The sequence below is a fragment of the Janthinobacterium sp. P210005 genome (genome assembly GCF_036231865.1).
Taxonomy (GTDB): Bacteria; Pseudomonadota; Gammaproteobacteria; order Burkholderiales; family Burkholderiaceae_D; genus Janthinobacterium; species Janthinobacterium kumbetense.
In genome coordinates, this window is sequence record NZ_JAZARC010000003.1 from 293,529 (window position 1) to 318,315 (window position 24,787).

28 protein-coding genes are annotated in these 24,787 nt (G+C 57.6%); 10 read left to right on the forward strand and 18 right to left on the reverse strand.

The window, feature by feature from the left end; translation table 11 throughout:
• Positions 1–78: 78 nt before the first annotated feature.
• From VPH40_RS15000 to VPH40_RS15085, 18 genes are all read right to left on the reverse strand, one after another.
• A complete protein-coding gene (locus VPH40_RS15000) occupies positions 79–726 on the reverse strand; it encodes a phage tail tube protein (RefSeq protein ID WP_328573834.1) in 648 nt (215 codons plus the stop codon).
• Between the two features lie 85 nt (positions 727–811).
• Positions 812–1,162, reverse strand: a complete 351-nt coding sequence (locus VPH40_RS15005; RefSeq protein WP_328573835.1) for a DUF3168 domain-containing protein — start codon at positions 1,160–1,162, stop codon at positions 812–814.
• Positions 1,159–1,560 carry a hypothetical protein gene (locus tag VPH40_RS15010; protein ID WP_328573836.1) on the reverse strand — a complete coding sequence of 134 codons (402 nt, stop codon included), beginning with the start codon at positions 1,558–1,560 and terminating at the stop codon, positions 1,159–1,161. Before VPH40_RS15010 ends, VPH40_RS15005 begins: the two co-directional genes overlap by 4 nt.
• A complete protein-coding gene (locus VPH40_RS15015; RefSeq protein WP_328573837.1) occupies positions 1,561–1,896 on the reverse strand; it encodes a phage head closure protein in 336 nt (111 codons plus the stop codon). It abuts the gene before it with no gap.
• On the reverse strand, positions 1,893–2,450 hold the full coding sequence (locus VPH40_RS15020) for a head-tail connector protein (RefSeq protein WP_328573838.1): 558 nt from the start codon (positions 2,448–2,450) through the stop codon (positions 1,893–1,895). Before VPH40_RS15020 ends, VPH40_RS15015 begins: the two co-directional genes overlap by 4 nt.
• 25 nt (positions 2,451–2,475) lie before the next feature.
• The gene (locus tag VPH40_RS15025; protein ID WP_328573839.1) at positions 2,476–2,889 is read right to left on the reverse strand and encodes a hypothetical protein; all 414 of its coding nucleotides are present in this window, start codon (positions 2,887–2,889) and stop codon (positions 2,476–2,478) included.
• Between the two features lie 60 nt (positions 2,890–2,949).
• The gene (locus VPH40_RS15030; RefSeq protein WP_328573840.1) at positions 2,950–4,266 is read right to left on the reverse strand and encodes a phage major capsid protein; all 1,317 of its coding nucleotides are present in this window, start codon (positions 4,264–4,266) and stop codon (positions 2,950–2,952) included.
• A gap of 8 nt (positions 4,267–4,274) precedes the next feature.
• Complete coding sequence (locus VPH40_RS15035) at positions 4,275–4,970, reverse strand: HK97 family phage prohead protease (protein ID WP_328573841.1); 696 nt, start codon at positions 4,968–4,970, stop codon at positions 4,275–4,277.
• Positions 4,957–6,237: a phage portal protein gene (locus VPH40_RS15040; protein WP_328573842.1), complete on the reverse strand. Its 1,281-nt coding sequence runs from the start codon at positions 6,235–6,237 to the stop codon at positions 4,957–4,959. The genes VPH40_RS15035 and VPH40_RS15040 overlap by 14 nt, the downstream gene beginning before the upstream one ends.
• A gap of 4 nt (positions 6,238–6,241) precedes the next feature.
• Positions 6,242–7,906 (reverse strand): terminase large subunit, encoded by a 1,665-nt coding sequence (locus VPH40_RS15045; protein ID WP_328573843.1) that lies wholly within the window; start codon positions 7,904–7,906, stop codon positions 6,242–6,244.
• A gap of 44 nt (positions 7,907–7,950) precedes the next feature.
• Positions 7,951–8,433: a hypothetical protein gene (locus VPH40_RS15050; RefSeq protein WP_328573844.1), complete on the reverse strand. Its 483-nt coding sequence runs from the start codon at positions 8,431–8,433 to the stop codon at positions 7,951–7,953.
• Between the two features lie 156 nt (positions 8,434–8,589).
• Entirely contained in the window at positions 8,590–8,931 is a 342-nt protein-coding gene (locus VPH40_RS15055; protein ID WP_328573845.1) for an HNH endonuclease signature motif containing protein, read from the reverse strand.
• Between the two features lie 280 nt (positions 8,932–9,211).
• Complete coding sequence (locus tag VPH40_RS15060) at positions 9,212–9,889, reverse strand: hypothetical protein (RefSeq protein WP_328573846.1); 678 nt, start codon at positions 9,887–9,889, stop codon at positions 9,212–9,214.
• A 419-nt stretch (positions 9,890–10,308) separates the two neighbouring features.
• Positions 10,309–10,956, reverse strand: a complete 648-nt coding sequence (locus tag VPH40_RS15065) for a hypothetical protein (RefSeq protein WP_328573847.1) — start codon at positions 10,954–10,956, stop codon at positions 10,309–10,311.
• 3 nt (positions 10,957–10,959) lie between these two features.
• Entirely contained in the window at positions 10,960–11,244 is a 285-nt protein-coding gene (locus tag VPH40_RS15070; RefSeq protein WP_328573848.1) for a hypothetical protein, read from the reverse strand.
• A gap of 303 nt (positions 11,245–11,547) precedes the next feature.
• Positions 11,548–14,358: a DUF5906 domain-containing protein gene (locus tag VPH40_RS15075; protein WP_328573849.1), complete on the reverse strand. Its 2,811-nt coding sequence runs from the start codon at positions 14,356–14,358 to the stop codon at positions 11,548–11,550.
• A 37-nt stretch (positions 14,359–14,395) separates the two neighbouring features.
• Entirely contained in the window at positions 14,396–14,842 is a 447-nt protein-coding gene (locus VPH40_RS15080) for a hypothetical protein (RefSeq protein WP_328573850.1), read from the reverse strand.
• Positions 14,839–15,375: a YmfL family putative regulatory protein gene (locus VPH40_RS15085; RefSeq protein WP_328573851.1), complete on the reverse strand. Its 537-nt coding sequence runs from the start codon at positions 15,373–15,375 to the stop codon at positions 14,839–14,841. Before VPH40_RS15085 ends, VPH40_RS15080 begins: the two co-directional genes overlap by 4 nt.
• Before the next feature lie 322 nt (positions 15,376–15,697).
• Here VPH40_RS15085 and VPH40_RS15090 point away from each other — a divergent pair, with 322 nt between their 5' ends.
• The 10 genes from VPH40_RS15090 (at position 15,698) to VPH40_RS15135 (ending at position 24,782) form a co-directional block, all read left to right on the forward strand.
• On the forward strand, positions 15,698–16,387 hold the full coding sequence (locus VPH40_RS15090) for a S24 family peptidase (RefSeq protein ID WP_328573852.1): 690 nt from the start codon (positions 15,698–15,700) through the stop codon (positions 16,385–16,387).
• A gap of 368 nt (positions 16,388–16,755) precedes the next feature.
• Positions 16,756–17,073, forward strand: a complete 318-nt coding sequence (locus VPH40_RS15095) for a hypothetical protein (RefSeq protein WP_328573853.1) — start codon at positions 16,756–16,758, stop codon at positions 17,071–17,073.
• Positions 17,070–17,273 (forward strand): hypothetical protein, encoded by a 204-nt coding sequence (locus tag VPH40_RS15100; protein ID WP_328573854.1) that lies wholly within the window; start codon positions 17,070–17,072, stop codon positions 17,271–17,273. The genes VPH40_RS15095 and VPH40_RS15100 overlap by 4 nt, the downstream gene beginning before the upstream one ends.
• A gap of 34 nt (positions 17,274–17,307) precedes the next feature.
• Positions 17,308–19,467 carry a ParB/RepB/Spo0J family partition protein gene (locus tag VPH40_RS15105; protein ID WP_328573855.1) on the forward strand — a complete coding sequence of 720 codons (2,160 nt, stop codon included), beginning with the start codon at positions 17,308–17,310 and terminating at the stop codon, positions 19,465–19,467.
• On the forward strand, positions 19,464–20,114 hold the full coding sequence (locus VPH40_RS15110) for a hypothetical protein (protein WP_328573856.1): 651 nt from the start codon (positions 19,464–19,466) through the stop codon (positions 20,112–20,114). Before VPH40_RS15105 ends, VPH40_RS15110 begins: the two co-directional genes overlap by 4 nt.
• Positions 20,111–20,380 carry a hypothetical protein gene (locus VPH40_RS15115; RefSeq protein WP_328573857.1) on the forward strand — a complete coding sequence of 90 codons (270 nt, stop codon included), beginning with the start codon at positions 20,111–20,113 and terminating at the stop codon, positions 20,378–20,380. Before VPH40_RS15110 ends, VPH40_RS15115 begins: the two co-directional genes overlap by 4 nt.
• A gap of 65 nt (positions 20,381–20,445) precedes the next feature.
• A complete protein-coding gene (locus VPH40_RS15120) occupies positions 20,446–20,763 on the forward strand; it encodes a hypothetical protein (RefSeq protein WP_328573858.1) in 318 nt (105 codons plus the stop codon).
• Positions 20,764–21,243: 480 nt separating this feature from the next.
• Positions 21,244–22,305, forward strand: coding sequence for a radical SAM protein (locus VPH40_RS15125; protein ID WP_328573859.1), 1,062 nt, complete (start codon positions 21,244–21,246; stop codon positions 22,303–22,305).
• A 4-nt stretch (positions 22,306–22,309) separates the two neighbouring features.
• Positions 22,310–23,740 (forward strand): MBOAT family O-acyltransferase, encoded by a 1,431-nt coding sequence (locus tag VPH40_RS15130; RefSeq protein WP_328573860.1) that lies wholly within the window; start codon positions 22,310–22,312, stop codon positions 23,738–23,740.
• Positions 23,727–24,782, forward strand: coding sequence for a hypothetical protein (locus tag VPH40_RS15135; RefSeq protein WP_328573861.1), 1,056 nt, complete (start codon positions 23,727–23,729; stop codon positions 24,780–24,782). Before VPH40_RS15130 ends, VPH40_RS15135 begins: the two co-directional genes overlap by 14 nt.
• The last annotated feature ends 5 nt before the right edge of the window (positions 24,783–24,787 follow it).

Genomic DNA, 24,787 nt, shown 5'->3' on the forward strand with positions numbered 1-24,787 from the left:
AAAACCCGACAAGGTGCGACCGAGCGGGCTAAAACCCGCCTGAGCAGGCGGGCAAGGGAAACGGATACAGCGCTGCTGTTACGCCGCGTAGCGCACTGGTGGTGTCTTCAGCGAGAAGGTCGCCGTTACAGCCATTACTTCGTTCTTTGTGAACGTCGGCGTCTCGTTCAACGAGACAATGGCGTTGTAAAGAATCAGCGAACCGCTGGGCAACATGGCAACCAGGGCACGTGGCGTGCGGGCTTCGGATGCTGCCTTGACGGCGATATAGCCAGGCAACGTGGGATCGTCGGCAATTTTCAGTGCCAGCGACTGTGCGCTGGCCTGGGTAGGCAGTTGACTGGAAAAATCGTCTTCGAGGAATGACACTTCGGTGAAGCCCATTTCACCACCACTGGAGGAGTTTTCCAGCACCTGGGTAATTTGCTCCTGCGTTTCAATCTCACGCACCGAAACGCGTCCGCCACCAGGACGGAACATGCTGGTTTTGGTGGTATCGGTGCCTTCCAGCGCGAAGGTGCCGGCCAGGGACGCGCTAACGCGGAAGATGCGGTTATTCAACTTCGACCAGCTCGATGTGACTTCCACCAGGTCGCCATCCTGCAGCCCGTGTGCAGCGGCCGTACATACGGCGGGCTTGGCATTGCTAATCGCCGTAACGGCAATAGGGGCGCCATACGACACCCCCAACGAGAACGTGCTGCCATTTGGCAGTGATACAGCCATGATATTTCCTTTCAATGGACGAAAAAAAACCGCATATAGCGGCAGGGAATGCCCAAGAAGGGCTAGGTAAAGTGGAAAGGCCGAGCTAGAACCAGATCGAATAGTCCTGGCGTGCGCCGCGCAGCTGCGTCTCATCTTCGTATATGGAAACCGGCGCCGCCTGTACGGCAACAGACAAACCAGCAGCTCCTCGCAATGCAAGTTCCACCTGTTCGATTAGGCCGGATGCCTCGATACGCGCCTCAGCCCAGACGCAGACTTGCATCCAGCTGTTGCGCTTTGACGGGGTAGTACGATCAAGGAAATTCACCGCAGCGCCGCCCACCTGCTGATAGACAATATAGGGACGTGCACTGCCGGGCGGCGCCACATCAGGATAAACACGGCCCTCAACGAGCGCCTGCAGCGCCTGGAATACTTGGGCTTCTACAATCATGGGCGCCCCTTGGTCTCCATAAGCCTTTCGGCCATGCGGTCATTTCCGGCAATAATTGCATCACCTGCGAGTGCCATGGCCGGCCGCAAGAACGGGAATGCAGGAGACCGAGAATTGCCGAATTCGATCTGGTAGCCGTGCGGCGCTCGCTTCTTGTTCCAGCTGACATGATAGGTTTTCAGGGTCGCGCTGGAATCGTCCTCAGCATAAACACGGTAAATGGCGCTCAGCAGCAAACCGCTTTTGCGATTTCGCTCGGCGTTGCCGCGCGCTCCCTGGTAGATCACGGTGGCCATGGCTGCAGCGCCGGAGAATGCGACCTCGGCCTGCACCCGCTTGCTGTACCTCTGGACCTGCTCGGCCAAGCCGGCCAAGGCCGATGCATCGATGGTGAGCATTTATATGGTTCCTTTCGAGCACATGAGTGCTAACGTCCTGCCGTCCTGGCCCAGCACTGCTTCGATGTTGTAGACAAGACCGCCATGCAGGACGCGCATTTTCGCCTCGATGCCGGCACGATACCGAATCGTAATGGTCGACACCACTTGGTTTTGCGTGGCACCAGCGGCCGCAAACTCGCGGCCGCTTACATCGCGGATACCGGCCCACACCTTTCCGTCGCCGTCAGCCAGTAGGTTGCCCCATGCAGCAGGTGAAGGCTGACCAGCGGCGTCCTGGCCGGCGGCATGCACTTGAATGAGGACACGCTTGTCCAGTTTCAGCGCGAGGTTCATACGCTGCTCCTGCATGCATCGAGCAAGCGAGCGATAAAGGGGGATGGCGCTGACTCCCTCTCCGCGCGCGTATTCGGGTCAAACTGGTCGACCAGCTTCGCCAGCAGATATAGCTGCACGTTGGATGGAACCTTATTCGGCGTGTAACCGTAGCCACATTCCACTGTCACAATCACGGCATGGGACTCTACCGATGTGGCCGGCCAAGTTGCTTCCCGTGCAAGCGCGAGAGTCGTCTGGTAACGCGTCGCCACCAGCTTATAGGTCGCAGGCTCCAGAACTCGTTCGACGCCGTTAGCGTCCAAGTACACCACGGATACGACATTCAGCACCGGATGCGGCAAATCGATGGCAGCGGGGAATTCATCCAAACGCACCTCCCAGGTCTGGGGCATCAGACACTGACCGATTTCGTGCTCGAGCGCACTGATGATGCCCCGCAACCAGAATTCGATCAGAGCATCGAGGTAATCCCCGTCCACACGCAGGTTAAGCTTGGCCTGCTCCAGCGTCACTGCGAGGATGGCTGGAGGGATGATGCATAATTGGCTCATAGCAGTATGTCTGGCTATGAGCGCATCAGGCAGCCGCGACGTCAGCAGCCAGGCCAGCCGGCCCGGCACTACCGCCGCCGTCTGCGAGAGACACCGTATCAGCTGCTGCCTGTGGCGCATTCAAATCCTGCTGGGCGCCGCCCACAAGAACGCCAGGCTTTTCTGTGCAGACGTCTGCACTAGCACCAGTCCGCGTATCAGCATCGATCACATCCGGCCGTGCTTTGCTCGACTTTCCGCCCTTGTTGCGCGCCGGCGGCGCCATCTTGTTGGCGACAGCCGGTGCCGCTTCGTTTTCATTGGCATGGTTTGCCAACACGACCAGGCCAGCCGCCTGAAGGTCCTTGGCCAATTGTTCTGGCAAACTCGCTTCGCCGCGCTTGCTCATTTCAAGCTTGCCGTGGATAAAATCACTGGTTGCTACGACATCGATTGTCATCTCACTCTCCAAATAAAAAGCGGCCAGCAATTTCTCGCCAGCCGCATAAGCCAATGAAAATTAGGCCGGGGTCATATCGCCCTTGACGAAAGCTTCTGGGCGATACACCGCCAACGCCAAACGCTCTTCCGCAAGGATGGTGACCAGGTTGGTGAGGAAGTCATCCTCATTCTCGGTCGCAATCGTGATAGTCGCCTGCTGACGGTCGAACACCTGGGCGCCGAGACGAAATGCGCCAACCAGGAACTGGTCGAAAGTCATCGCCTGAGTGGTAACAACCGGGCGCCCCCACAGGCCTGGCTGCGCCAAGGATTGCGGGTTGGCGAAGATATATGCGCCGTTGTCATCCTTCAGCAGCTCAATGGCCGTCCAGTCCGCAGGGTGCAGCACGATACCTGTCGACGGGTATTCCGCCAGCTCAGCCTGCAGTAGCGCCAAGCGCAGCACATCGATGCGGGTGGCATTGGCGATGACAAGGGGTGCGGCATAGTCGCTCGCCTGGGTATATACACCCTTGAGGTTGTTGCCAACGCCAGACCCCTTCAACAGCTGCGCTTCTTCGGCCAGCATCAAACCGTAGTTGAGCTTTTCATCGACGATTGATTGCAGTGCCGGAAAGTCCGACAAGATCTCGGTCGACGCCTTGATGTAATGCGGGATTTTCACCACGTTCGCATTCTTCAGTTCGAAGGCAATGTCCGATTGCGGCTTGCGGATGCCCTCGCCGGTGGTCGCCGCAGCGTTCGTGAAACCAGTTTCCTGCAAATACTGATACAGATTGGAGCTTGTATTGCCGGGCGAAAGCAGATCGCGCACCGTCATACGGCGCTGCGGCAGCATTTGCACGCCCGCAGCACGATCTGGTACTACGCCCTGCCCAGCACTACCCACCTGGCTGGTAATGGCTTTCATTCCGATCGAAACCTTGCTGCTTTTACTCCAGCCATCGGCAAGGCGTTCTTTCAAACTTTCGGATTCGATCAACTGCTGGCCCGCTGATTTGGTGCCGCCCGCATCTTCGCCACCACCGCGCCGCGCTTGCTTCTGCTGAACTTCCAGCAGTTGCGCCTGCAGCTCACCTTGCTTGACCAGCAGCTCGTCAACCTTGGCCTTTGTTTCGGTGTTCATATCGCCGGACTTTTTCGCTTCGGCCAGCGCTTTTTCGCCCTGCTCTTTGACCTGGTCACCGATTTTCTCCAGCAGTTTCGCCACATCGTCGACCGACTTGACCTCGCCAACCAGGCTAAATGCAGCCAGCGCGCTCAAGCCAGCGACATGGGGTGCAACCACGGCGCCGAGGTCAATACCGAAGGCATACGCGCCGCCATACGCTACGCAGACGAGTACAGCGAATACCGCAATAATTTTGTTTTTCATGATGGTCCTTAGGATGGGAAGTTAAATTTGAAGTTTTGCAATACGTTCAGGAGTTCGCCGGTTTCGCCACCGGGCTCACCCCGGGAAAGCAGTTCTTTCAAGCCACGGCCAGCGATGACCGTTGCCTGACTTTTCGAAAACCCTGCCTCGCGCAGGTAGTCTTCAAATTCTGGAAGGCTGGGCAGTCTGCCCGCCTTGATGATGTGCCCCATGGACTTGACGCTGTCAATCTGCGCCTCGGCATTGGCCGGAAAGGTTACGATGCTGATCTCTTGCAGATCGAGCTTGGTCAAGGTGCGGAGACGGTCCTTTTCGTTCCAGCTATCTTCCAGCACGTAGTAGCCAATCGACAGCCCCTTGACGATGCGCCGCTTCATCAACTGGTAAGCCTCAGCGGCCTTGACGATGTGATCCTTGAGCAGGAATCCCTCGACCCTCAAGCCGCGCTCGTCCTCGGCCAGCACCTCATAGCCGCCTATCGGCTGGCTGGACTGGTGCTGCCACAGTGCAGGCAGTGGGTCACCGCTCGCCTTGATCGCCGCCAAGCTCTCGGCAAAGGCGCCAGGTGCGACGATTTCGCGGTAACTGTCCACGTTGCCGAAGACCGAGCCGTAGCCGCTGAAGGTACCGTCGTCATTGACCGCGTCCGCCTTGAACGCAAACTGCTTGTGCTGCAATGTTTCACCGCTTTTATGTTTCATCATCGTCCTTTGAAGTATCGATACCGAGCCAGGTAAGAATCGCTGACTTGGCCGCCTGCGCAGAGTTGGTAATTTTGCCGAGAAGGGTCAGCGGTATCAGGTTGCTTTGGACTGTCAGTTCATCGCCACCCGGCATTGGCGGGAGGTTCTCAAATGCGCGTATCTCGTTTCGCGTCAGCCAGCCGTTTTGCCCGCCAGATGCGTAGAAGGCACTGCGCGCCGCAGCATCCGCACGCAGCAGACCTTCCAAGCTGAACTCCGCGAAATAGCTCAAGCGCTCTGGCGCCGACAGCAACCCTTTTTTGATACCCTGCTCGATGCGGGTCAGGTATGGCCGCAGCGCGAAAGTGAGGAAGCCGAGCATGATCTGTTCACGGCCGGTCCCCCAGTTCGAGACCGCCGTACCGTGGCCGATCATTGAAGGTGGCACGCCAAACCAACGACACATCTCCTCGATGTTGAAGGTCCGCGTTTCCAGCATTTGCGCATCCATCGGGTTAATACTGAGCGGGACATAATTGGTTTCGCCCTCCAGCAGCATCATGCGGCCGCCCGTCTCCGCGCTGCCGAACAAGCTGTCCATCAGCTTTTCTTTCATCAAGCCGCGCTGCTCTTTGTTCATAAATCCCTTCATGGACAGCACCGCTGTCGGACGCATGCCGTTTGCAAACATCTTCGCGCTGGCCCTGTCGGCCGCCATCGCCGCGCCGAAGCTGCGTCGGGCATAGGCAATCGGCGATAGTCCGCACAACCCATTCGTGCCGAAGCCCTTCACGTGCCATACCTCGGCGTCGGTGTACTCCTTCAGGCCGAGCGGATCGGAGTACACGTACGTCACGCTGCCATCACGCTCACGGCGCACGCGCATCAGATCCGGCCGCAGCGGATCCAGCGAGATTAGCTTCAGCCCCGCGTAGGTTTTCAGGCAGTACGCATTACCCCACAGGCAAAGCTGCGCGATGATCGCCTCCCAGAATTCAACCGCCGTCATATCCGCGTTCGGCGAATCGTGGAGGATCGTGTACAGCGGATGCGCGCGCGCGACCTGTCGTGCCTCGCCGTTGCGCTGGTAGACCATCAGCGGCAATGTGGAGATGGTTTCCGAGATCAACCGCACGCATGCCCACACCGTGGCCATCTGCATTGCCGTCTTGTGATTGACCACATGCCCCGATTCCGGGTCGCGACCGCCTGCCTCGCGATAGCCCTTTGCGTCGGAGATCGAGAACGATTTCCGCGCAAAGGCCATCACCTTTTTGAATAACTTCATGTGGTCACCGGTTAGATAAATACTCGTCAAGACTGCCCTGGTCCTCATGCGAGGTTGCCCGGGTCAGCGCCATCACGGTCGCGACAATTCCGTCGATGCGCCCATTGGCGTTCGACTTCTTTTTGTCGGGGCGGAAGTTGCCATTTGAATCGAAAAGAAGCGCGGTATTTGCCGCGCACCAGCGCAAGACGGGATTGCCGCCATGCTGGAATACCAGCCCGTAGACCAGCTCCTCAAGCCGCTTGCTGCCCGGATGCATGCCACCAGTGTTCTGCGGCACTTCCACCAGCGGCACGCCCTCGTCGATCAGGTCGTTCGCCAGCTGTAGCGCGTTCCATCGATCAAAGCCGATTTCGACCACGTCATACTCCTTGCGCGACGCCAGGATGCGCTCGCGTACCGGTTTGTAGTCGGTGACGTTGCCCTCGGTGCCGGTGATCCAGCCAGCCTCAGCCCAAGCCTTGTAGGGCGCAGCATCGTCATGTTCCTCGAAGTCGATCTTCGCCTGGGGACACCAGAACCAGAGCAGCACGTACCACTCGTCGCCATCCTCGTCTGGCGGAAACACCAGCGAGTAGCATGTCAAATCGCGAGTGCTGGCCAGGTCAAGACCGCCAAAACAGCGCCGTCCCCGCAACATCGCAGGGTCGAATTTGGACTTGCCCTTGTCCCATACGCTGATATCAAACCAGCCATCAGCGCTGTTGCACCAGATGTTCAAATCCTTAGTCTTGAAGTTGGCACGGGCGCCCGGCAGCGCTGCCGCTTTGCGGGCCATGCCGCGCATGTACTCCAACGTCTTCGACCTGCCCAGGCCGGGATTCGCCTTGATCCAGTTACGTTCATCGAATGGATCGTCGTCGTCGTCGAGGGTATAGACGTAGCCGAAAAACGCATCGTCAACACGCTTGCCTTCCAGTACCGATATCAGGTAGTCCCGCACCTCGGTACAGATCCCGTCCAGGATGAAGCCAGCCGTTGTAATGGCCGACAGCAGCGGCTGCAGCCGGGCGCCCAACGCGGACTCCATGACGTCCCAAACATCACGGTTGCGCTGCGCATGCAGCTCATCGAACAGGATCGCTGATGGGTTCAAACCGTCCAGGTTCTCGGCATTCGCCGGCAGCGGCGCGAACACCGACAGCCCGACGGAACTATCCAGCTCAACCTTCTCCTGGTTCAATCCACCAAACACCTTGAAGGACTTGGCCGCCCCCTTGGAGCGACGCACCCAGCGCTTGATGTTGTCGAAAGCGGGCCTGAATACCGTCATCGCCTGCGCCCTGGTGGTGGCCACTGCGTAAACTTCTGCTCCAACCTCACCATCCATGCTGAACAGGTAGCTACCCTGCGGCCCCTTCCAGGTGGACTTGCCATTCTTCCTGGCCACCTCTTCATAGCCACGATTGAAGCGGCGCGCACCATCAACTTGCCTGCGCCAGCCGTATAAAACGGCGGTCCAGAACTTCTGCCACGGGTCCAGGTAAATGGGCTTGCCCGCCAGCGGGCCTTTTATGTGTACAAAGAACTTTTCGATGTACTCGATGATGTGCCAGCCATGCGCCGGTACGAACACCAGGCCGCGCGCACCAGCCTTAAGCATGTCGTCGTAATGCCTCTTGACCGCTAGGTAAACCAACCGACCAACTACGATTTCACCGCGCAGCACAGGCAGGCCGTAGCCCGTGTCCCACTCCTCAGGATTGGATGGCGTTAATTGATCGACCTTCTTCCTGGTGAGCTGGTGGCGTGGGCGACGAGATCGCCGAACAGATCGTCCTGGCCGCCCCTCTCGCCCGTGTCCTTCCTTACCCTCGCCAGCGACGGGATTGTCAAACACGCTTTTGGTAGCCATTGGCCCAACTCCATTTTGAGCCGCTTCTCATCATCGGCCCAGGGTAACGGCGTAACCCATCCGGTTTTTGAAACTTGCGTACGGCCTTTTTCAGCACACATCTTCGACGCCTTGATCCAGTCGCAGAATGTTCTAACAATGACTGCAATCGGCATGCCGGCAGTGAGGTGCTCAATTCCCGCCAGGCGCAGCGATTCACACAGGTATTCGTAGACCTGCAGCTCCTCACCACTCAGGTCGACGACCGGAGGCGGACGTGGCGAAGTCGTATCGCCACCTGATATGACGTGATCAGCGCCAACTGCGGGCAAGCCGGTCTTGAAGTTCGGGTTTTGGTCCATGGGTTTCTCCTGCATGATCAGTGGCCGAAACCCCCCGGGGGTAGTTTTCGATTTCCATAAATTTGACGCTACATGGCCGGTCTTTCGCGATTTCCGGCTAAACTTTCGACCCACCCCGGATATGTCAAAAAATAAACATTTCACATGTGAAACGTTTCAAATTTGAAACACTTCCTTGCCCGGCCTTTCTCGTCGCCCGAACGCGCCCTCTTCCGTTCCTGTCTTGAAGTCGTGATGCGGCTTGCAAAGCGGCTGCCAGTTGTTCTCGCTATCCCAAAAGAGCGCCTTTGCCTTGGCGATTGCGGCAGCATCACCGCTGTCCATCGCGGCCTTGAACTTATGATTGATGATATGGTCGACGACCGACGCGGGCACCGCGCGCCCCTCAGCCAAGCAGTGCACGCAAAGCGGATGTTTGCCAAGATAGCCGGCCCGTGCCTTCGCCCAGGCCGATGTGTACCCGCGCTCATGCGCCGTGCCACGTGTTGCCGCATCCATAGCCCGCATTTGCTTCCTGTGCTTGTCGCATCTACCTCGCCCATCACTGACAAGCGTGCGGCAGGCTGGAAAAGCGCAAGGCCGAGGGGCAGCTGTAGGCATAGGTTCACCGGTTAGAACGACGATGTGCAGACGTCTGCACAAAAACACCCGACAAGAAATCCGGGTGCCTAGAGGTTGATGCGCGTTCCCTGATGGCACCATCATCAATACAAATAAAAAAACCGCCCGAAGGCGGCAGGGAACAGCTCAGCGACAGCACAGTGTCACATGTGCGTTTCTACTTAGTCATAACTGTCGAAGGCTTTGTTTCAGCCTTAACTTGCTCTTTGTCTGCGTTACATTTACTAACGAGCTTATCAAGATTATCCGGATTAATAACACTTTCTGAAATTCCATCCTTCAGAAGTTTCTGCCGCTGGTCCTTGAATTTTTTAGCTGACTCGCACATCTCTGGCAACTGTCCTAAGTAATCAGTTGCAGCTTTAGTGGCAGCCTCATTCGCCCGCAGTGCCGACTTGACGGCATACTCGACCGCATACCCAGATGCAGAACGTACTGCCTTCATCTCCTCGTCCGAGCGTTGTCGCGTCGCACTCACAGTCAAACTCTTCTTACTCAATCCAGCTAAACTGCGGGTAAGAACTTGTCCAGCCCGGAGATACTCAACAGCCAAAGTTTGCTTTCCTGGAGCAATGGAAGCGTCCAAGCTCTGCAACTCGATAATCTTTTTGTCTATCTCCGACGTGTTCTCGTCCAGCTTTTTAATCGCCTCGCCAAAAGTAATATTCCCGGGATCAACTTCGACCAATACCGAATCGTTGACTCTGATCGACCCATTCTTTACCAGGGGCGCCATTGCAGCAACGAGCTGTGACTCTCTATATTTAACAGAGCCCCAATAGCCCCCGATAGCAACACAGACCACTACAAAACCAACGCCAAGCGCCTTTTTCATGCTGAATCCTCAAGTGATTTTTAAGCATGATACAGCACAGCAACTAATGGATGACCTTCCAAATTCTCAACTAGCCTGATTCCGACAATTTCCCTTATGCATCCGCTAAATCCGCATCGTCATTCGTGGTTAATATTACGTGCAGACGCCTGCACATAATTGCCACCAAGATCAATCACTGGTTGTGGTTGATCGCAGGGCGTCTCGCCGGTACGATCAACACAAGTAAAAAAGCCCACCGAAGTGGGCAAGCACGAGAAACGAATGTATCCCCCGCTATGGAGCGGATCGAGATAGATCACCTCTTTCGCTGTTGAGAAATCGTCTCGCAAAATGCAAAAAGCCCGCTTGTGCGGGCTTTAGGCGTTACTGCTGCGAGAATGACCGAAATATACACCCGCTGTAACAGCCGCGTCAAGCTATTGCAAAAACCCCTCGACCACGCCATCAGCGACAAAGCTTGGCGCCAGCCGGATAAAGGCCATCTGCTCCAGCTCCCGCAAATGGCCCTGCATCCTTGTCGATGCGCGCTGGTACGTCATATGGTGACTGCCGAAAGACTTGGCCAGGTCACGCACCGTGATGTCTAGCTGCTTGTGATTGGCGAATAGGCGGCCAAGCATGCAGTCAATAGCCAACGGATTCAGGTCAGGATACATTGGCCGGAACCACTCGGCCAACCCCTTGATCGCCTCGATGCGCTCGGCAGAGAAAGCAAAACGACGCTTGCCATCCACATCTTCGAAATCCGTCTGCCCGTACTTCGCCTGGAGCACCCACATTTCCGTCTTCGGCAGCCGATGCTTTACCGCCTGCAGCACCATGGCGCACTGGGCGCGGACCTCGTTGCCATCCAGGCCGCCGAAATTGATTGTGCCTGACGCTGTGCCGCGCAGCTGCTCTAGCCAGCAACGCTGCCGGCCGTTCAACTGCACCGACTCCATCGCCTTGATCAACGCCGCCCGCAACGGCGCGTCCTGCTTTGCCTCCTGGGCCATGATCAGGAATGAGACATGCACCGCCTGCCCCACATTTTCAAATACCGCATCTTCCGCTTTCACTTCCATCGCCTAGCCCCTTTTCTCGTTATCAATCGCTTGCTGATCCAATGCTGCCTGCCACGCCACTTCACCCATCCGCCCCACATACCCCCCAGGCGTTCTATCCAGCGGCACGCCCCGATAAACCGGCGTGCCCACCTCATGCCCATTCTCAGTAGCGTGGAACCCCTGCCCACCACGCATGCCGCGCCGAATCGCCGCATCCACCACCTCCGCCCCAAATGCCTCGCGGAACGCATCGATGATCGCCGCCACCTGGGGCATTTGCTCCCGCATGCTCACCTTCTTGTTCATCGTCCTGCCCTCCACTTCCTTCTTCGATGAAAACCAGCCGTACTCCGCTAACCCTTCATACCCATCACATACCCATCACATCGCTAACCCGCATGGATACTTACTTGTGATGGGTATGAGTACTGTTACTACTTCTTTCTACTTTCTGACAAAAAAAATACAGCGAAGCATCGACATTCAAACGGCCTTGCCCATCAATACGCGCATGTGTGCGTGCGCGAGAACCCGTAATACCCTTCATACCCATCACATTCGAACATCCATGCGGGTTTGCGATGTGATGGCTTGGTACGATGTGATGGCTTAACCCTCAACATCGGCCGCATCAACCCCACTGCGACTCCGGTATGCCCTCAAACTTTTTTCGAACAGGCCTGATGCATCAGCCGCCCACTCTGCAAGCGTCTTGCCCTCTGGCTTCTTCCCGGCTAAAAACACGTTGCGCTGCTTGACCACCGATCCCAGCTCATACTTGATCAGGTGCTTTTCCAGCGCCTCGCCGGCGTACCGCAGCACGGTGGGCGAGAAGATGGTCTGCGAGATGTACTTCGATTCCCCGCTCTTGTCGCACCAGACCTTGTAGGCGTCGTATAGCTGGGTAGCGCCGCACGTGATGAAGGGCAGCGGCAGGAAACCCCGGCTCCAGTCGCGGTAGAAGCGCTCGGCTGGCGTCAGGCTTTTCTCGATCAGGTCGTCCTTGGCGTCGGTGTAGATCGGTTTGGTGTGCTCGTCAAAGTCGCCCATATCCAGCTCGTGCATAAGGTAGTGGTAGTACGCCTCGATGCCGCCATTGGCGATCTCTTCGGCCACCTGGACATAGAACTCGCGCGACAATGCCGGCGGCGTCCAGATCACCAGGTAGCGCCGGTCCGTCTTGTCCAGGGCCAGCGGCTGCAGCTCGTTCGACAAGAACACGAAGTTCATGTGGTTCGCCTCACCATGCTCAGGCAACCCCTTCGGGTTGATGATGATCATGTCGCCTGACACCAGGTACTTGAGCTTGCCCTTCATGTGCTTGAGCTCCGAGCGCGTCACCACCTCATCGGCCACCATGAACAGCTTCATCGAGGCCCAGTCGTTGAACTGGCTCTCCAGCTGCGCATTGCCGATCACATAGCCATACTCGCCGTAGATTTTCTTGATGACTTTCTCGAAGAAGAAGTTCTTACCGCTACCCTCGTCGCCGTGCATGATGATCGACGTCTCCATCTTCGCGCCGCGATTGCGCAGCGGATAGGCCAGCCAACGCTCCACCCACTCGACCAGGGCGTCATTGCCGTCGCACAAGTGCGCGATCAGTGTCTGGATGCGCAAGCAGCTGCCGCGTCGTGCCTGCATCTTCCAGCCATTGAACAGGTTCACCGTGGCCGTGGCGCCGCTCGATGCCGGCGACGGTATGTCCTGTGGGTCGAAGACGATGTTTTTCTTCAGCACCCAGCGCCGTGCATCGCCACCCCAAAACTTCATGACGTCGTTGTTGGCCACGATGGTGCGCATGCTGGAAATCTTCATCAGCATGCGCTGCGACACATCCCACACCAGGTCCTCGCCATAAACAAGCACAAAGTTCTTCAGCACGTACTCAACCTGGTTCCAGTGGTCGGCGCCGTAAACTTTTTTCGGTTTGTCCTTCGCCTGTTTGCCGTCACCCCCCGCCCCCGGCGCGGAAGCGGAGCCGCCCTCGTCAGGAGGCTCAGGCAGCGATCCATCGGCGTATCCCGCTTCCAACGTGGCGGCAAGACGCGCCTCACTATCGTCCGCCTCTGCGTCGACAGTGCTCCTGCGGGCTGGCTGCTCCGCACCAGGGGGAGGGGGGGATTCGTCCGTCACGCCTTCTAGGAACAACACCCCGAGGTCAAGCACTGGCGCGATCACGCCGGCGTCGGGAAAACCAGAATCTGGCTGCTGCGCAGCAGGGGGAATGGGGGACACGCCACCGGCCACCGGAACAGCTACAGGCGGAACCATTGAATTGGCCGCTGGCGCGGCGGAAGGGACAGGAAGGGCAGATTTAGGCTGCTGCGCAGCAAGGATGGCAACCCCGATCTGCGCCGCTACCGCCTCAAGTCCCTCCTCAATCTGCAGGTCATTGAAATCGCTAAGCTTGCGCCCTACCCTATCGGCAAACGCAGGCATGACCATCGACGTGCGCTGCATCTTGCGGCACAGCGCCGAGCAGCTGGCCACGCCGGCGTTCTTGAACGTGTAGCGCTGTTGCCGGCGGCCGGTACGCACGTCCGCCTCGATGTACGGCACGCCGGCCGCGTCCGTGCGCCACCAGGCAGTCACATCGACGTCGACGCCATCATCGGCCAGAACCAAATGCGACGCGCCGTCGATTCGCACGGCAGCCAGAACCTGATAGTCCTCGCGCAAGCGCTCGATGAAACGCTCCACCACCTGGTCATCATCGTCCGTCAGAAAAAGCAGATGCGCCTGCGGGAACGCCTCACGCAAAGCGGCAGCCACGGACGCCAAAGAGCCGGCATCAAAAGCCACGGCCACCGGCAGATCGACGCCAGCCAGCGCTGCGGCCGCACGCGCACTTGCACACGTGGCGTAACCCTCGCCAACGCCGATGATAGGCGCATCGAGCGGCTGGCCGAGCATATGGAACGCGCCCGGCTTGTCCATGCCGGCGTTATAGCGCTTCTCACCAGCCTGATCAATCTTTTGCAGGCCAATGATCTGGCCAGCACGCTGCAGCGGGATCAGCAATGATCCGGCGCGGTCGACGCGTACACCCTCGCCAGTAACCTGCTTGCGGTCCAGGTAAGGATGTTGCACGACGTTGCCTGCGGCCTTCATCCACTGATCGCGCGCGCGGTTGGCGGCCAGCTGCGCTTCGCGCTGCTTCTTCTCGGCCTCGCGCTTTTCGTTCTCGCGCAGCTTGGTAGAAAATTCAGCGCGCTCGTCTTCCGTCATCGCCTCGGCGTCGATGGTGACAGGTACGGTATTCCGGTTGTCACCCTGGTGAAAACCGAAAGCGCCAGTGACGACCCTGCGACCGGTCTTGAGAACCAGTTCACGCAGAATGTACCAGCCCTTTTTCTTAGGGCCGAAACGATGAAACTTGCCATCTAGTACGGGATGATTCGTTGGAAGCGGCGGCATATCACAGTCCGCCATTTGAGCAATTACCTGGGCAACATTACTCACTGACCATCGCTCCCAGCACCCCAGGCATAGCCAGGACGTGCGGCACGCGCTGGCTGCCCATTCGGGAGGGTATCGTTGCATAGTCAAACGAACCAGGACGTGCCAGCGGCGCACGCACCATGTTCGCGGGAGACAATGGGAGTTTCTTTCCGACGTAGCGTGGCCCTGCAATCTGGCCTGCCGGCGCCGCCTTGGTTGCAGGCGCGCGGCCAACAAAATCCCAGCCTTTCTGGGTCACCACGTAATCGCCAGCCTCGCGGCGCACTACGTGGCAGCGCATCAGCGAGTTCACAATTTCACGCTCAAAGGCTGTAATCGGGCGCGTCCAGGCAATGGCATTCATCCAGCCATGCAAGCCGGCACGCCCACCCAGCTGGGCCAGCTTGCGAAAGGCGAGATCAGGGCGCGTTCCGGTGCGCGGGCCGTAATGGGCACTCATGCAGCACCATCCTGGTTGCCATCCGGCTTGCAATACACGCGAATGCTCAGCGCCATCATTTCGGAAAGCGATTGGTGAACACCATCCAGAATGGCATCGAGTTCAGCACGTTCCTTCGCGTCGATTTCATCGTCGCCGGCGATGGCCTCCTCGAAACGCTCAGCGAAGCGGCCCAAGCGGATATAGACCTCACGGAACTTCTTGGCAATTACTTCGTTGCCATCCGAAAGATCAGCTGGCAGCTTCACGAAGGCACCGCCGCTCGATGCCGCTACGGCTTCAGCAAACAGCGTCGTGTTGGAGAACGCCTGCAGTTGCAGGGCCGTGTCAACAGCAACGCCCTGCCCCTTGCGTTCGTAAACGCGGTTTTCCAGTCCATTGCGGCTCATGCCCAGGGCGGCCGCGATTGCGTCCCAACCGCCAGGAAATGCCTTGATCATTCCAAGGTACGATTTTTTTATTTTCACAACAGTTCCTTCAAAGTGGTGGTTGTGGCCCGCAGTAGCAAAACGGTATTCTTGGAAATCAATCACTGACCCGGTGTCGCTGGAACACCCGCGCGGAGATACTCCCAATCAACATCCCCGCGCAAATCCTCACACCGGACGGCTCTTGAGGACTCACGCTCGATCTTGATACAGAGACCTTCACCAAGCTTTTGCTGGATGCTGATCGCTTTACGTAGGTAACCCTCACTCGTTCCGACCCGCGCAAAAAATGAGGCTCTGGCGTCCTTTGTGAGGCTATTTAGGTAACGGTGTAATTTATCCATGCCAAATATTACCAAACGGTAATGATAAAGGTCAACACCCTTTGGTAATTTACTAAGCGGTAATGAAGGGGGACAATCTGCAGATGACTATTCAAGACATCCGCCGCGCACGACTAGCCAAGCTAATACAGGAGCACTACGAGTCTCAGGCCGACTTCGTTGCAAAAACGGGTGAAAGCCAAAGCGAAATTTCTGGGTTACTCAAGACCAAATCTTTTGGCGAAAAAAAGGCCCGCAAGATTGAAGCCAGGGCTGGCGTCCCAACTGGCTGGCTTGATGGCCTGGCGGAACTCGCGCCAACAGACAACCTGATCAAATTCCAGCGAGTTGTTCTTGCGGACCCAGATGAAAACAGCATGGTTTTCATTCGCAGGGTCAAGTTGCGACTATCTGCAGGCATTACTGGCTTTCAAGTAGAGGATGACCGTCGAGAAGGCGGCGTATATGCTTTAAGCCGCGAATTCATTAGAGACCACGGCCTTGATCCTGATCGCCTAATCGCCATCCAGGTGAAGGGGGATAGCATGATGCCCGCCCTCTACGATGGAGACACGGTAGTCGTCAATACCGCCGACACAAAACCCGTCGACTCGGCCGTATTTGCCGTCAACTATGACGGCGAAGCCGTGGTAAAGCGGCTGACGAGGGATGTCGGGGAGTGGTGGCTGAGCTCCGATAATCGAGACCAAGCGAAATATGGACGAAAGCTTTGCCGCGACCGGGAGTGCCTGATCATAGGTCGCGTCGTCAAGAAAGATAGCAACTACGTCTAGCACTCACGAGCACAGAAGCGCAGCACCAAGCGAGCAAGATCACCAAATAGCACAGTAAAAGGCCCCAATCGGGGCTTTTTTTTCGCCCTCAATTTGTAACTCCTTCCCCCAAAAATCCCAATATCACCATTTAGTGTTGACTGACTCATTACCATTTAGTAATATCCGCCAAAGGTCAACCACATCAATGGAGCAAAAGTAATGGGTCCAATAGGTATCTTTGCCGTCACGGTTCGCATGCCTGGCCAACTGCCTTGCGATGCTCTTCCAATTGCCGCCATCGCTGTAGACGCTGCGTCCGCGATCATGAACATGATCGACATTTTCGGTCCGTGCTTGGTATCCGTTCAGCCGCTCAAGGCAGCGCAATGAAGACCGCCACCAAGCCGCTGGCACACGACCAGCGTCTGAGCCAAGCACTGGCCGCGAACGCCGCACTGGCGCGCCTGCAGCACCTGGCCAAGTCTGTTCGCTGCGATCCGACAGACCTGTCGTCTGACGGCGGCCGCAGTATCGACATGCTGCGCTTGCTCGACGTCATGCGTGCACGAGGCTACCGCATCGATCCGCCCGTCATGGCCACCGCGCAGCCCAGCCCGCTGCACACCATCTGGCTGATCAACATCGTCGTGCCGACGGGCGTCGGAGTCAGGTTGGGCGTACCACTGCCGCGGGTGCCAGCATGACCGCCCCGCTCGTCCACCTGGCAATCGACGTACGCAGCGTGCTGGCCAGGCCACTACACGAGCTGCGCGGTTTCACCCACCCGGACGGCCGCGCCATGACTCCCCGCCAGGCCAAGGCCGCATTGGTGGCGCAGCTGGCCGAAGGCCATGAGCTGCTGGCCATCGGCCGCAGCACTCCTTTCGATTTCATTAAACGCTAACCGGGCCGTACCCGCCCACAACCAGGAGCCGCACATGAGTAGCGACCTCGTAATACCCACCATCGGAGGCATGAAGAAAGCCCCGGCCCGCAGCGAAAAACGCATCGTCGTCGACGAGCTGGTCGACGACCAGGTGTTCGCCATCACCGAATGGGCTGACATCCGCCCCAGCTACACCAACCGCAAACGGTTCAACCAGACCGCGCTGGAGCAACTTGCCGCCAACATCAAGGAAGTCGGAATTGTCCAGCCCATCCTGATTCGCCCTGTCACGCCAACCGCTGACGCGCCACAGCATTTCGAGATCGTCGCCGGCGAGCGCCGCTGGCGCGCCGGTAACATCGCCGAGCTGCAGCGCGGGCCGACCATGATCCGCAAGCTGACGGACCTGCAGGCGCGCGAAATCCAGCTGCTGGAGAACCTGCAGCGCGAAGACCCACACCCGATGGAAGAAGCCGAAGGGTTCCAGGAGCTGATGCTCAATGCCGGCTACACCGCTGATCGCCTGGTAGAAAAACTGAAAAAATCGCGTAGCCACATCTACGGCCGCCTGAAACTGTGCGCCCTGACGACCGAGGTGCGCGAGAAATTCCTCGATGACGCGATCTCGCCGTCGACCGCGCTGCTAATCGCACGCATTCCCGTGCCGGCGCTGCAGATCAAAGCTCTCGGTGAGATAAGCACCCCTACCTACCAGGGTACTGGCGAACCTATGCCCTATCGCGCCGCACTTCGGCACATCCAGCAAAACTACATGGTCGATCTGACGCGCGCACTGTTCAAACTGACCGACGCAACCCTGCTGCCACTGGCTGGTGCCTGTACCAAATGCCCTAAAAAATCCGGCAATCAACCGGAGGTATTTAGCGACACCAAAAGTGCAGACGTCTGCACAGACCCTAATTGCTACGCCGAGAAGCGCCTGGCGCACGATGCGTTGACGATTGTTGCAGCTGCCAAGGGCGGCATCCCTGTCTATGAAGGCGAGGAGGGAGCAACGCGATACCACCGAAACACCAACGACAAATACACCCTGTTCGTCAAAGCCGACGCAGCCTTATGGATGTTTGACCGTAACGCACCGGCCACGCAAAACTACGGGAATGCAACCATGTTCCTCGAAGGCGGCCTGCTGCCTGAGCCGGCATGGTATGTCAAGCAGCCCAACGGCGACCTGATCCCCTTCTATGACAAAGCACTCATCCAAAAACTACTGGAAGACGCTGGCGCATGCGAAACGGTCGAAGTTCATGCCGCACGCATGGCTGATGTGCGCGCCATGGCGGAGATAAAGGAAGCGGCAGCGAACACGCCGGCCAAGCAGGCAGAAGCAGCCAAGGCTCGCGCGGAAGAGGCCGCAGCCGAAAAACAGGACGAACAGGACGAACGCTACCGCATCGAACTGTACAAACGTCTACGCGCTAAAGGCGCGAACGGATTCTCACTGGCCTCGCTGCGCGAATTCACCAAACTGGCGCTGACCACCCACGAGCTGCCGGATCAGGAACTGGACTATCCGTTTGACACGTCGACCACCGAGAGCATTCACGCATACATCGACCAGGCCGGCCTGCCCGACGTACAACTGCTACTGGTCGACATGCTGCTGGGCGACTGCCTGGCAGGTAGTCGATGGCTCGACGATGATGAATATGTAAATCAAGAAGCCGCCATGCACGCCATGGCCAGGCATGAAGGTCTTGATCCAGATGCCGTGCGCCTGCAGCTGGAAATGGAAGAGATTCCATTCGAAGACGTCCAGGTACAGCAACTGGGCGACATCATCGCCAACTCACCAGGCCGCCTGAACGATCTCACCAAGTTCATCCTCGCCGAGTGCCCGCTGATGATCAAAGCCCTTGAACAGGCTGCAAATACCCACGGCTGGTATTACGCGCCTGGTCAAGTCTGGCTGCGCGCCGAAGAAACAAGCACACCTGGCGCGGCCCACGTGGTGCGGGAGCAATCCGACGAAGAAGATGCCGACGACCTCGCAGATCAAATCAACTTGGCGCCGCAGGACGAAGTCGCCGCAATCGAGCCGCCTGCAGCAACTGCGGACAACCAGCCAGAGCCAGAAACCAAGAAGCCGGCGCCGCGTGTACGCAAACCCAAAAGTCCTACGAAGCCAGCAGCATGGCCTTGGCCAACATCCGCAACCGCATCACCTACCACCGCGAAGGAAACACAATGAACAGCGAGAACATCGCGGCCACGCCCGCCCAGGAACGTATTGACGCAGTCGAAGTCCAAGAGCGCCTGGCCTGGCCAAGCGCACCAGCCACCGGTTACTGCGATACCTGGCTGATGGTCAACGCCGGCGCACTCAATTTCAAAGCCAGCAATGACCACCAGGTCGCGGCCATGGCCAACATTGGCTACCAGCTGCTGCAGGAGATCGCCGCCTATCGGCCGGAATTCAAATGGGCCACCAGCCCGGTCGAGATCGTCGGCGCACTGATCGAGGAATTCGGCACTAAGCATCCCACGCAAACACTAGTCGAAATCGCGCCAGAAATGTGGCAATCCAGGATCGCAGCGGTAAAGGAACGGTTTCCGGCCATGACCCATCAGCAAGCCCAAAATAACGCAATTCTGTCAGAGGTAGTTGATCTGCGCCGGGCACTTGCCAATTCCTTGGTCGCAATCCCAAGCGGACAATCGCAATCATCGACCGGTCCAGCGGACTCCGAGATGATCGACTTTCTTGAGCGCGCGGGAGCAGTGAATTGGGATGAGGAAAGCTGCACTATCCGGATTGAAGTTCCAGACGACCTCACGTCCGGGACAGTGCGTGAAATCTTGAAAGCAGCACTCGTTGCCGACGAGGAGAAAGCATGAACACTTTTTCCAACCAAGGACTTGTTCGACGACTGCGCTGCCTGGAGAAGCGCCTCGCCCAAAAGGCCGAGCAGCGCGAAAACAGCTCTATCGCGGCGCACATTGCGGCCGTCAACGCATCGCTTGGCAAACCAAGCAAACGGCGCCAGGGTCGCGCTGAGCCAATGCCATACCGCTTGCATATCGCCGTCGCGTTTGCGTCGCTGGCCGTCGCGTTTGCGTCGCTGGCCAGCGCGTTGTTCAGCCTGTACTGGTCGTATCCGTGATGCAGGGTGCCCACAACGCAGCCAAGCCTCCACCTGCATTACCACTTACTGAGAAACAAAACGATATGGACATTCAACACACCACTAAAACCGGCAAGCACTCCAGGGAGCAAAATATGAGTGACGTTGATCTGATTGAGCGCCTGGCCGATGCGGTCGCCCAGCGGATGACACCATCGATTCCGCTGGCCATTGACCTGTGGGACATTGCCACTATTGCCGCGTACTTGAAACGCGAACCAGGTACGGTTCGTGAACAGATGGCATGCCTGCCATCGTTTCCCAAAGCAATCCGCCTGCCGACATCAAAGGGCCGCGCGCAGCCCCTGTACAATGCCAAAGAGGTGATCGCGTGGGCACAATCGTACCGCGAGAAAAATTAATTTCGATTACGCACGAATTACGCACGAACACCGCAAAGCCGCATTAATACAGGAGAGACGATTCCGGCTCCCGGCACCACCAGACATCGCAACACCAGAAAACAACCACTCATTCTCAGGATCGGGTGGTTTTTTTTCGCCTGATTTTCCACACTTTCACCGCCCCCTCCGTGTCAAATGCGCACCCTGTGCACCCAACTTGCTAGTCACGCGCCGCAGCACCGGCCGCGCACGCCCTGCAAACGGTAAAAATGGAGTATTTCATACTGTCAAGAAAATCTTGCATTGCAATAAAAAGATGTGGCTCAAAAGTAAATTAATTTATAGCCAATATTTCATTTTGCCGGAGCAAGCGGCATACTAAAGCCTCAGGCCCTCGCCCACTTTACGGCTCACGTCTGGGCATGCAAGCTGCCGTCATGCCTCGCCGTACGGGATGCTCAATGTCCATAAATTTTTCGATCCTACCTTCCGGTGCCTATGAACTCCCTCTCTGAACTTGCGTCCGCCACGAAGCAAAATGACTTCGCCTATTTTCGTGAACTCAATGCGCGGCTGGGAACCCTCAAGGCGGCCAACTATGATGTGGCGTCAAAATGCAATTTGCGTTGCGAGGGCTGCCTGTTTTTCGAAGGCGAGGAAAACGAAGGACACGAAGACAGCCGTTCGCTTGCCGAATGGGATGCCCTGTTTGCCGCCGATGCGGCGCGTGGCGTCACGCTGGCCTACATGGCGGGCGCGGAACCGAGCCTGGTGCCCGACCGGCTGCGTGCGGCCCAAAAATACATCCCGCATGGCATTGTGTTTACCAATGGTACGATACGCTTGCCGGACGATATCTTTTATCGCATCCATATCTCTTCCTGGGGTGTCGATGAAATCGGCAGTTCATTGCGCGCCGGCGACGTGCTGACCAAGGCGATGAACAATTACCGCGACGACCCGCGTGCCGTTTGCGTGTTTACCATTACCTCCCTGAATATCAATCAGATCATGATCATGGCAGAGCTTGCCAACAGTCACGGCTTGCCGCTCACCTTCAGCTATTTCAGTCCCACCACCCGCTATCTGGACAAGCTGGAAAACAAGGCCGATAACGACAAGGCGTATTTCCGCATCAGCAGTGCCACGCAAAGCCTGGCCCTGACGCAAGCCGACTTTGCCCATGCACGCGCGGAAATTGTGCGCGCCATGCTGGCCTATCCGGAAACGGTCCAATACTCCCTGCACTATGACGACTGGGTCACGGGCGACAAGCTGTATGACATCGATCCCGTCACCAAGATCGCCAGGAACTGCGGTTTTCGCGTCACCAAGCAAGTGCATGTGCATGTCGATCATCAACCGGGCAAGGGCAAGTGCTGCAGTTCGAATATCGATTGCAGCAACTGCCGCGCTTATGCGATGGGACAATCGACCTATCTGTCGCGTATCCGTGAAGCCGTCAGAAAACCGGAAGAACTCGCCAAATGGCTGGAAGTGCGGGAAATCTGGGCCAAGCTGTTTTTGAACGCCACCAACTCGGCCAAGGCACGCCTGTAATACGATGAGTTTTACCTCGTACTGGTTTGCCCTCGCCTTCCTGCCCCTGTCCGCGTATGGCTATCGCCACTTGCTGTCGACAAGCCATGTCAAGCTGCTGCTGCCGCTGCTGATTTCGCTGGCTTTTTATTACCTCAACGATGCGCACAACCTGCTGCTGTTTTGTGCATCGATGGGCGCCAACTGGCTGCTCGCCGGCGTCATCGGCAGGAACCGCGGGAAAACCCGCTACCTGGCGCTGGCCATTGCGGGAAATTTATGTTTTCTTGCCGCGTACAAGTATGCGAAATTCTTTGTCGTGCCCGGGATGGCGATCCCAGCCTTACCGCTGGGCATCTCGTACTTCACGTTTACGCAAATCGCCTTCCTGGTCGATACGGCGCGGGGACAGGCCCGCAGCACCAATCCGCTCGAATACGCGCTCTTCGTGGCCTGGTTTCCCCACTTGCCTGCCGGCCCCCTGCTGTCGCACAAGGACATGCTGCCGCAATTCCTGGGCGCGCCGGGCACGTCGTCGGCCTTGCATCCGGCGCCGCGCGACTATGCCGTCGGCCTCACCCTGTTTACCATGGGCCTGTTCAAGAAATCCTGCATTTCCCCCATTTTCCTGTACGCGCAAGGCGACGTTTTCCTGCGCGCGGGACAAGGCGACCCCATCGGCCTCGTCGAGACCTGGATCGCCTGCCTGGGTTTCCTGTTTGAAACGTACTATGATTTTTGCGGCTATTCGGAAATGGCCATGGGCATCAGCCGCATGTTCGGCATCCACTTGCCCGTCAATTTCCATGCCCCGTTCAAGTCGTCCAGCCCGGTCGAATTCTGGACCCGCTGGCATGTGACCCTGGGTGCCTTCATGCGCGACTACCTGTATCGGCCCCTGACCAGGAAACGCCAGGTATGGCGGCATTACGCAGCCCTGTTCGTGGTGATGATGGCTGTCGCCATCTGGCATGGCGCCACCATTCCGCTGCTGATCTTTGGCATTTATCAAGGGCTGCTCGTCACGGGCAACCACGCCTTGCGGAGCTGGAATCTGGTGTCGCGCAAAGGCGGCAAGCTGCAGCACTGGGCTGGCAGGGCCTTCACGCTGGCGGCCATCGGCTTTTCCGTCAGCCTGTGGGCCACGCCCGACTGGCAGGAGGCCAGGCACGTCATGCTCGGCTTGCTGGGTGCCGGGCAGGCAAGCGCCTGGCCTGGAGGTTTTTTCGGCATCACCGCCATCCTCGCCGCCGTGGCATTTAACTGGTCGGCCCCTTCCCTGATCGACCTGATGGCGAAAGAGCTCCCCGCCTGGAGCGTGCAGCTGAAAAAGTCCACGACCAGCTCGCTGGCCTGGAAACCCAGCCTGGCGTGGGCGGTAGCAGTCGCCGTCGCGCTGTGCCTGGCACTCATCAATTTGTCCGCTGTCAAAGAGTTCAAATATGCAGGGTTTTAATCAAGACATCCCCATCGCGCGCTTTTTCGCCTGCGTTTTTTTCATTGCGCTCGGATTCGCGCTCCTTGTTGCCGGACTCGTTTTTATCGTCGATCCCTATGCCATCTGGCGGCACCAGTCGAGCCATAAGATCAATACCATCAGACTGGAGATTCCTAACAGTAGCCAGACAAGCGCGGCTGTATTGCGCAGCACGCTGAACCCGCCTGACGTGCTGATTCTTGGTTCTTCCCGGGTACGGCGTGGTTTCAACGAAACACTCGCCTCCAGCTTATACGGCGGCAACGTTCAAGTGGCTGGCATCGATGCCCTGCCGCTATCAACAGCCAGGGATCTGTTTTTCACCCTGAGCCAAGGGGCACGCATTCGAAGGCTGTATTTGGAAGTCAATTACCTCACATCCAATGCCTGCGAAACGAAAAATGAAAATGCGGTGACAAAAAATGAGCTCGACTTGCCGTTTCATTATCTGTCGCCCGAAAATGCCGTCATATACAGCCTAAGAACGCTGAAAATAAATCTGTTCCCTCCGCGCTCCTTCGACAGCTATTTTGACAAACAAGGACGTTACTATGACGATCAGGCTAAAGGGGCGACACGTGCAGGGGGAGCGCAAGCACATGAGTCGCGCTTTAAGCAGCTCTTCAAGACGATTGCAAGCGCTTGTCAAAATCATGCAAACAATGCCGCCGATATCAGGGATTTGACGGCCATCTTCCATCTCGCGCAAACCAGGCAGATAGAAGTTATTTTGCTGATTTTGCCTGTTAGCGAAAAATGGCAAACACGTATCCGCCAGGCCGGACTCGTGCCTCAAGCCGCGCAGTGGAAAAGGGAGGTCACCTTGCTCGCATCGCAATTCCATGTGCCTTTGCTTGACTATGAGCTGCGCAACGGTGAAAGTGATCATTCTGACAATGTCTCTCCTTCCATGCCCATGTTTTGGGATGAGACGCACTTCTCAAACCGCCTGGGCGACCAGCTGTTACGCGCTATGCTGGACGCCAGCGGCCGCTCTTCCATCCGGCCAAAAATCCCCTGACACCG

Excerpts from the sequence above, each read along its gene's own strand:
- VPH40_RS15025 (WP_328573839.1), bottom strand. The coding sequence starts at position 2,889 with ATGACAATCGATGTCGTAGCAACCAGTGATTTTATCCACGGCAAGCTT.
- VPH40_RS15080 (WP_328573850.1), bottom strand. The coding sequence starts at position 14,842 with ATGAGTGCCCATTACGGCCCGCGCACCGGAACGCGCCCTGATCTCGCC.
- VPH40_RS15135 (WP_328573861.1), top strand. The coding sequence starts at position 23,727 with ATGCAGGGTTTTAATCAAGACATCCCCATCGCGCGCTTTTTCGCCTGC.
- VPH40_RS15110 (WP_328573856.1), top strand. The coding sequence starts at position 19,464 with ATGAACAGCGAGAACATCGCGGCCACGCCCGCCCAGGAACGTATTGAC.
- VPH40_RS15035 (WP_328573841.1), bottom strand. The coding sequence starts at position 4,970 with ATGATGAAACATAAAAGCGGTGAAACATTGCAGCACAAGCAGTTTGCG.
- VPH40_RS15105 (WP_328573855.1), top strand. The coding sequence starts at position 17,308 with ATGAGTAGCGACCTCGTAATACCCACCATCGGAGGCATGAAGAAAGCC.
- VPH40_RS15015 (WP_328573837.1), bottom strand. The coding sequence starts at position 1,896 with ATGAACCTCGCGCTGAAACTGGACAAGCGTGTCCTCATTCAAGTGCAT.
- VPH40_RS15010 (WP_328573836.1), bottom strand. The coding sequence starts at position 1,560 with ATGCTCACCATCGATGCATCGGCCTTGGCCGGCTTGGCCGAGCAGGTC.
- VPH40_RS15100 (WP_328573854.1), top strand. The coding sequence starts at position 17,070 with ATGACCGCCCCGCTCGTCCACCTGGCAATCGACGTACGCAGCGTGCTG.
- VPH40_RS15130 (WP_328573860.1), top strand. The coding sequence starts at position 22,310 with ATGAGTTTTACCTCGTACTGGTTTGCCCTCGCCTTCCTGCCCCTGTCC.
- VPH40_RS15095 (WP_328573853.1), top strand. The coding sequence starts at position 16,756 with ATGAAGACCGCCACCAAGCCGCTGGCACACGACCAGCGTCTGAGCCAA.
- VPH40_RS15120 (WP_328573858.1), top strand. The coding sequence starts at position 20,446 with ATGGACATTCAACACACCACTAAAACCGGCAAGCACTCCAGGGAGCAA.
- VPH40_RS15070 (WP_328573848.1), bottom strand. The coding sequence starts at position 11,244 with ATGAACAAGAAGGTGAGCATGCGGGAGCAAATGCCCCAGGTGGCGGCG.
- VPH40_RS15055 (WP_328573845.1), bottom strand. The coding sequence starts at position 8,931 with ATGGATGCGGCAACACGTGGCACGGCGCATGAGCGCGGGTACACATCG.
- VPH40_RS15115 (WP_328573857.1), top strand. The coding sequence starts at position 20,111 with ATGAACACTTTTTCCAACCAAGGACTTGTTCGACGACTGCGCTGCCTG.
- VPH40_RS15020 (WP_328573838.1), bottom strand. The coding sequence starts at position 2,450 with ATGAGCCAATTATGCATCATCCCTCCAGCCATCCTCGCAGTGACGCTG.
- VPH40_RS15065 (WP_328573847.1), bottom strand. The coding sequence starts at position 10,956 with ATGGAAGTGAAAGCGGAAGATGCGGTATTTGAAAATGTGGGGCAGGCG.
- VPH40_RS15030 (WP_328573840.1), bottom strand. The coding sequence starts at position 4,266 with ATGAAAAACAAAATTATTGCGGTATTCGCTGTACTCGTCTGCGTAGCG.
- VPH40_RS15050 (WP_328573844.1), bottom strand. The coding sequence starts at position 8,433 with ATGGACCAAAACCCGAACTTCAAGACCGGCTTGCCCGCAGTTGGCGCT.
- VPH40_RS15040 (WP_328573842.1), bottom strand. The coding sequence starts at position 6,237 with ATGAAGTTATTCAAAAAGGTGATGGCCTTTGCGCGGAAATCGTTCTCG.
- VPH40_RS15060 (WP_328573846.1), bottom strand. The coding sequence starts at position 9,889 with ATGAAAAAGGCGCTTGGCGTTGGTTTTGTAGTGGTCTGTGTTGCTATC.
- VPH40_RS15075 (WP_328573849.1), bottom strand. The coding sequence starts at position 14,358 with ATGCCGCCGCTTCCAACGAATCATCCCGTACTAGATGGCAAGTTTCAT.
- VPH40_RS15005 (WP_328573835.1), bottom strand. The coding sequence starts at position 1,162 with ATGATTGTAGAAGCCCAAGTATTCCAGGCGCTGCAGGCGCTCGTTGAG.
- VPH40_RS15125 (WP_328573859.1), top strand. The coding sequence starts at position 21,244 with ATGAACTCCCTCTCTGAACTTGCGTCCGCCACGAAGCAAAATGACTTC.
- VPH40_RS15090 (WP_328573852.1), top strand. The coding sequence starts at position 15,698 with ATGACTATTCAAGACATCCGCCGCGCACGACTAGCCAAGCTAATACAG.
- VPH40_RS15000 (WP_328573834.1), bottom strand. The coding sequence starts at position 726 with ATGGCTGTATCACTGCCAAATGGCAGCACGTTCTCGTTGGGGGTGTCG.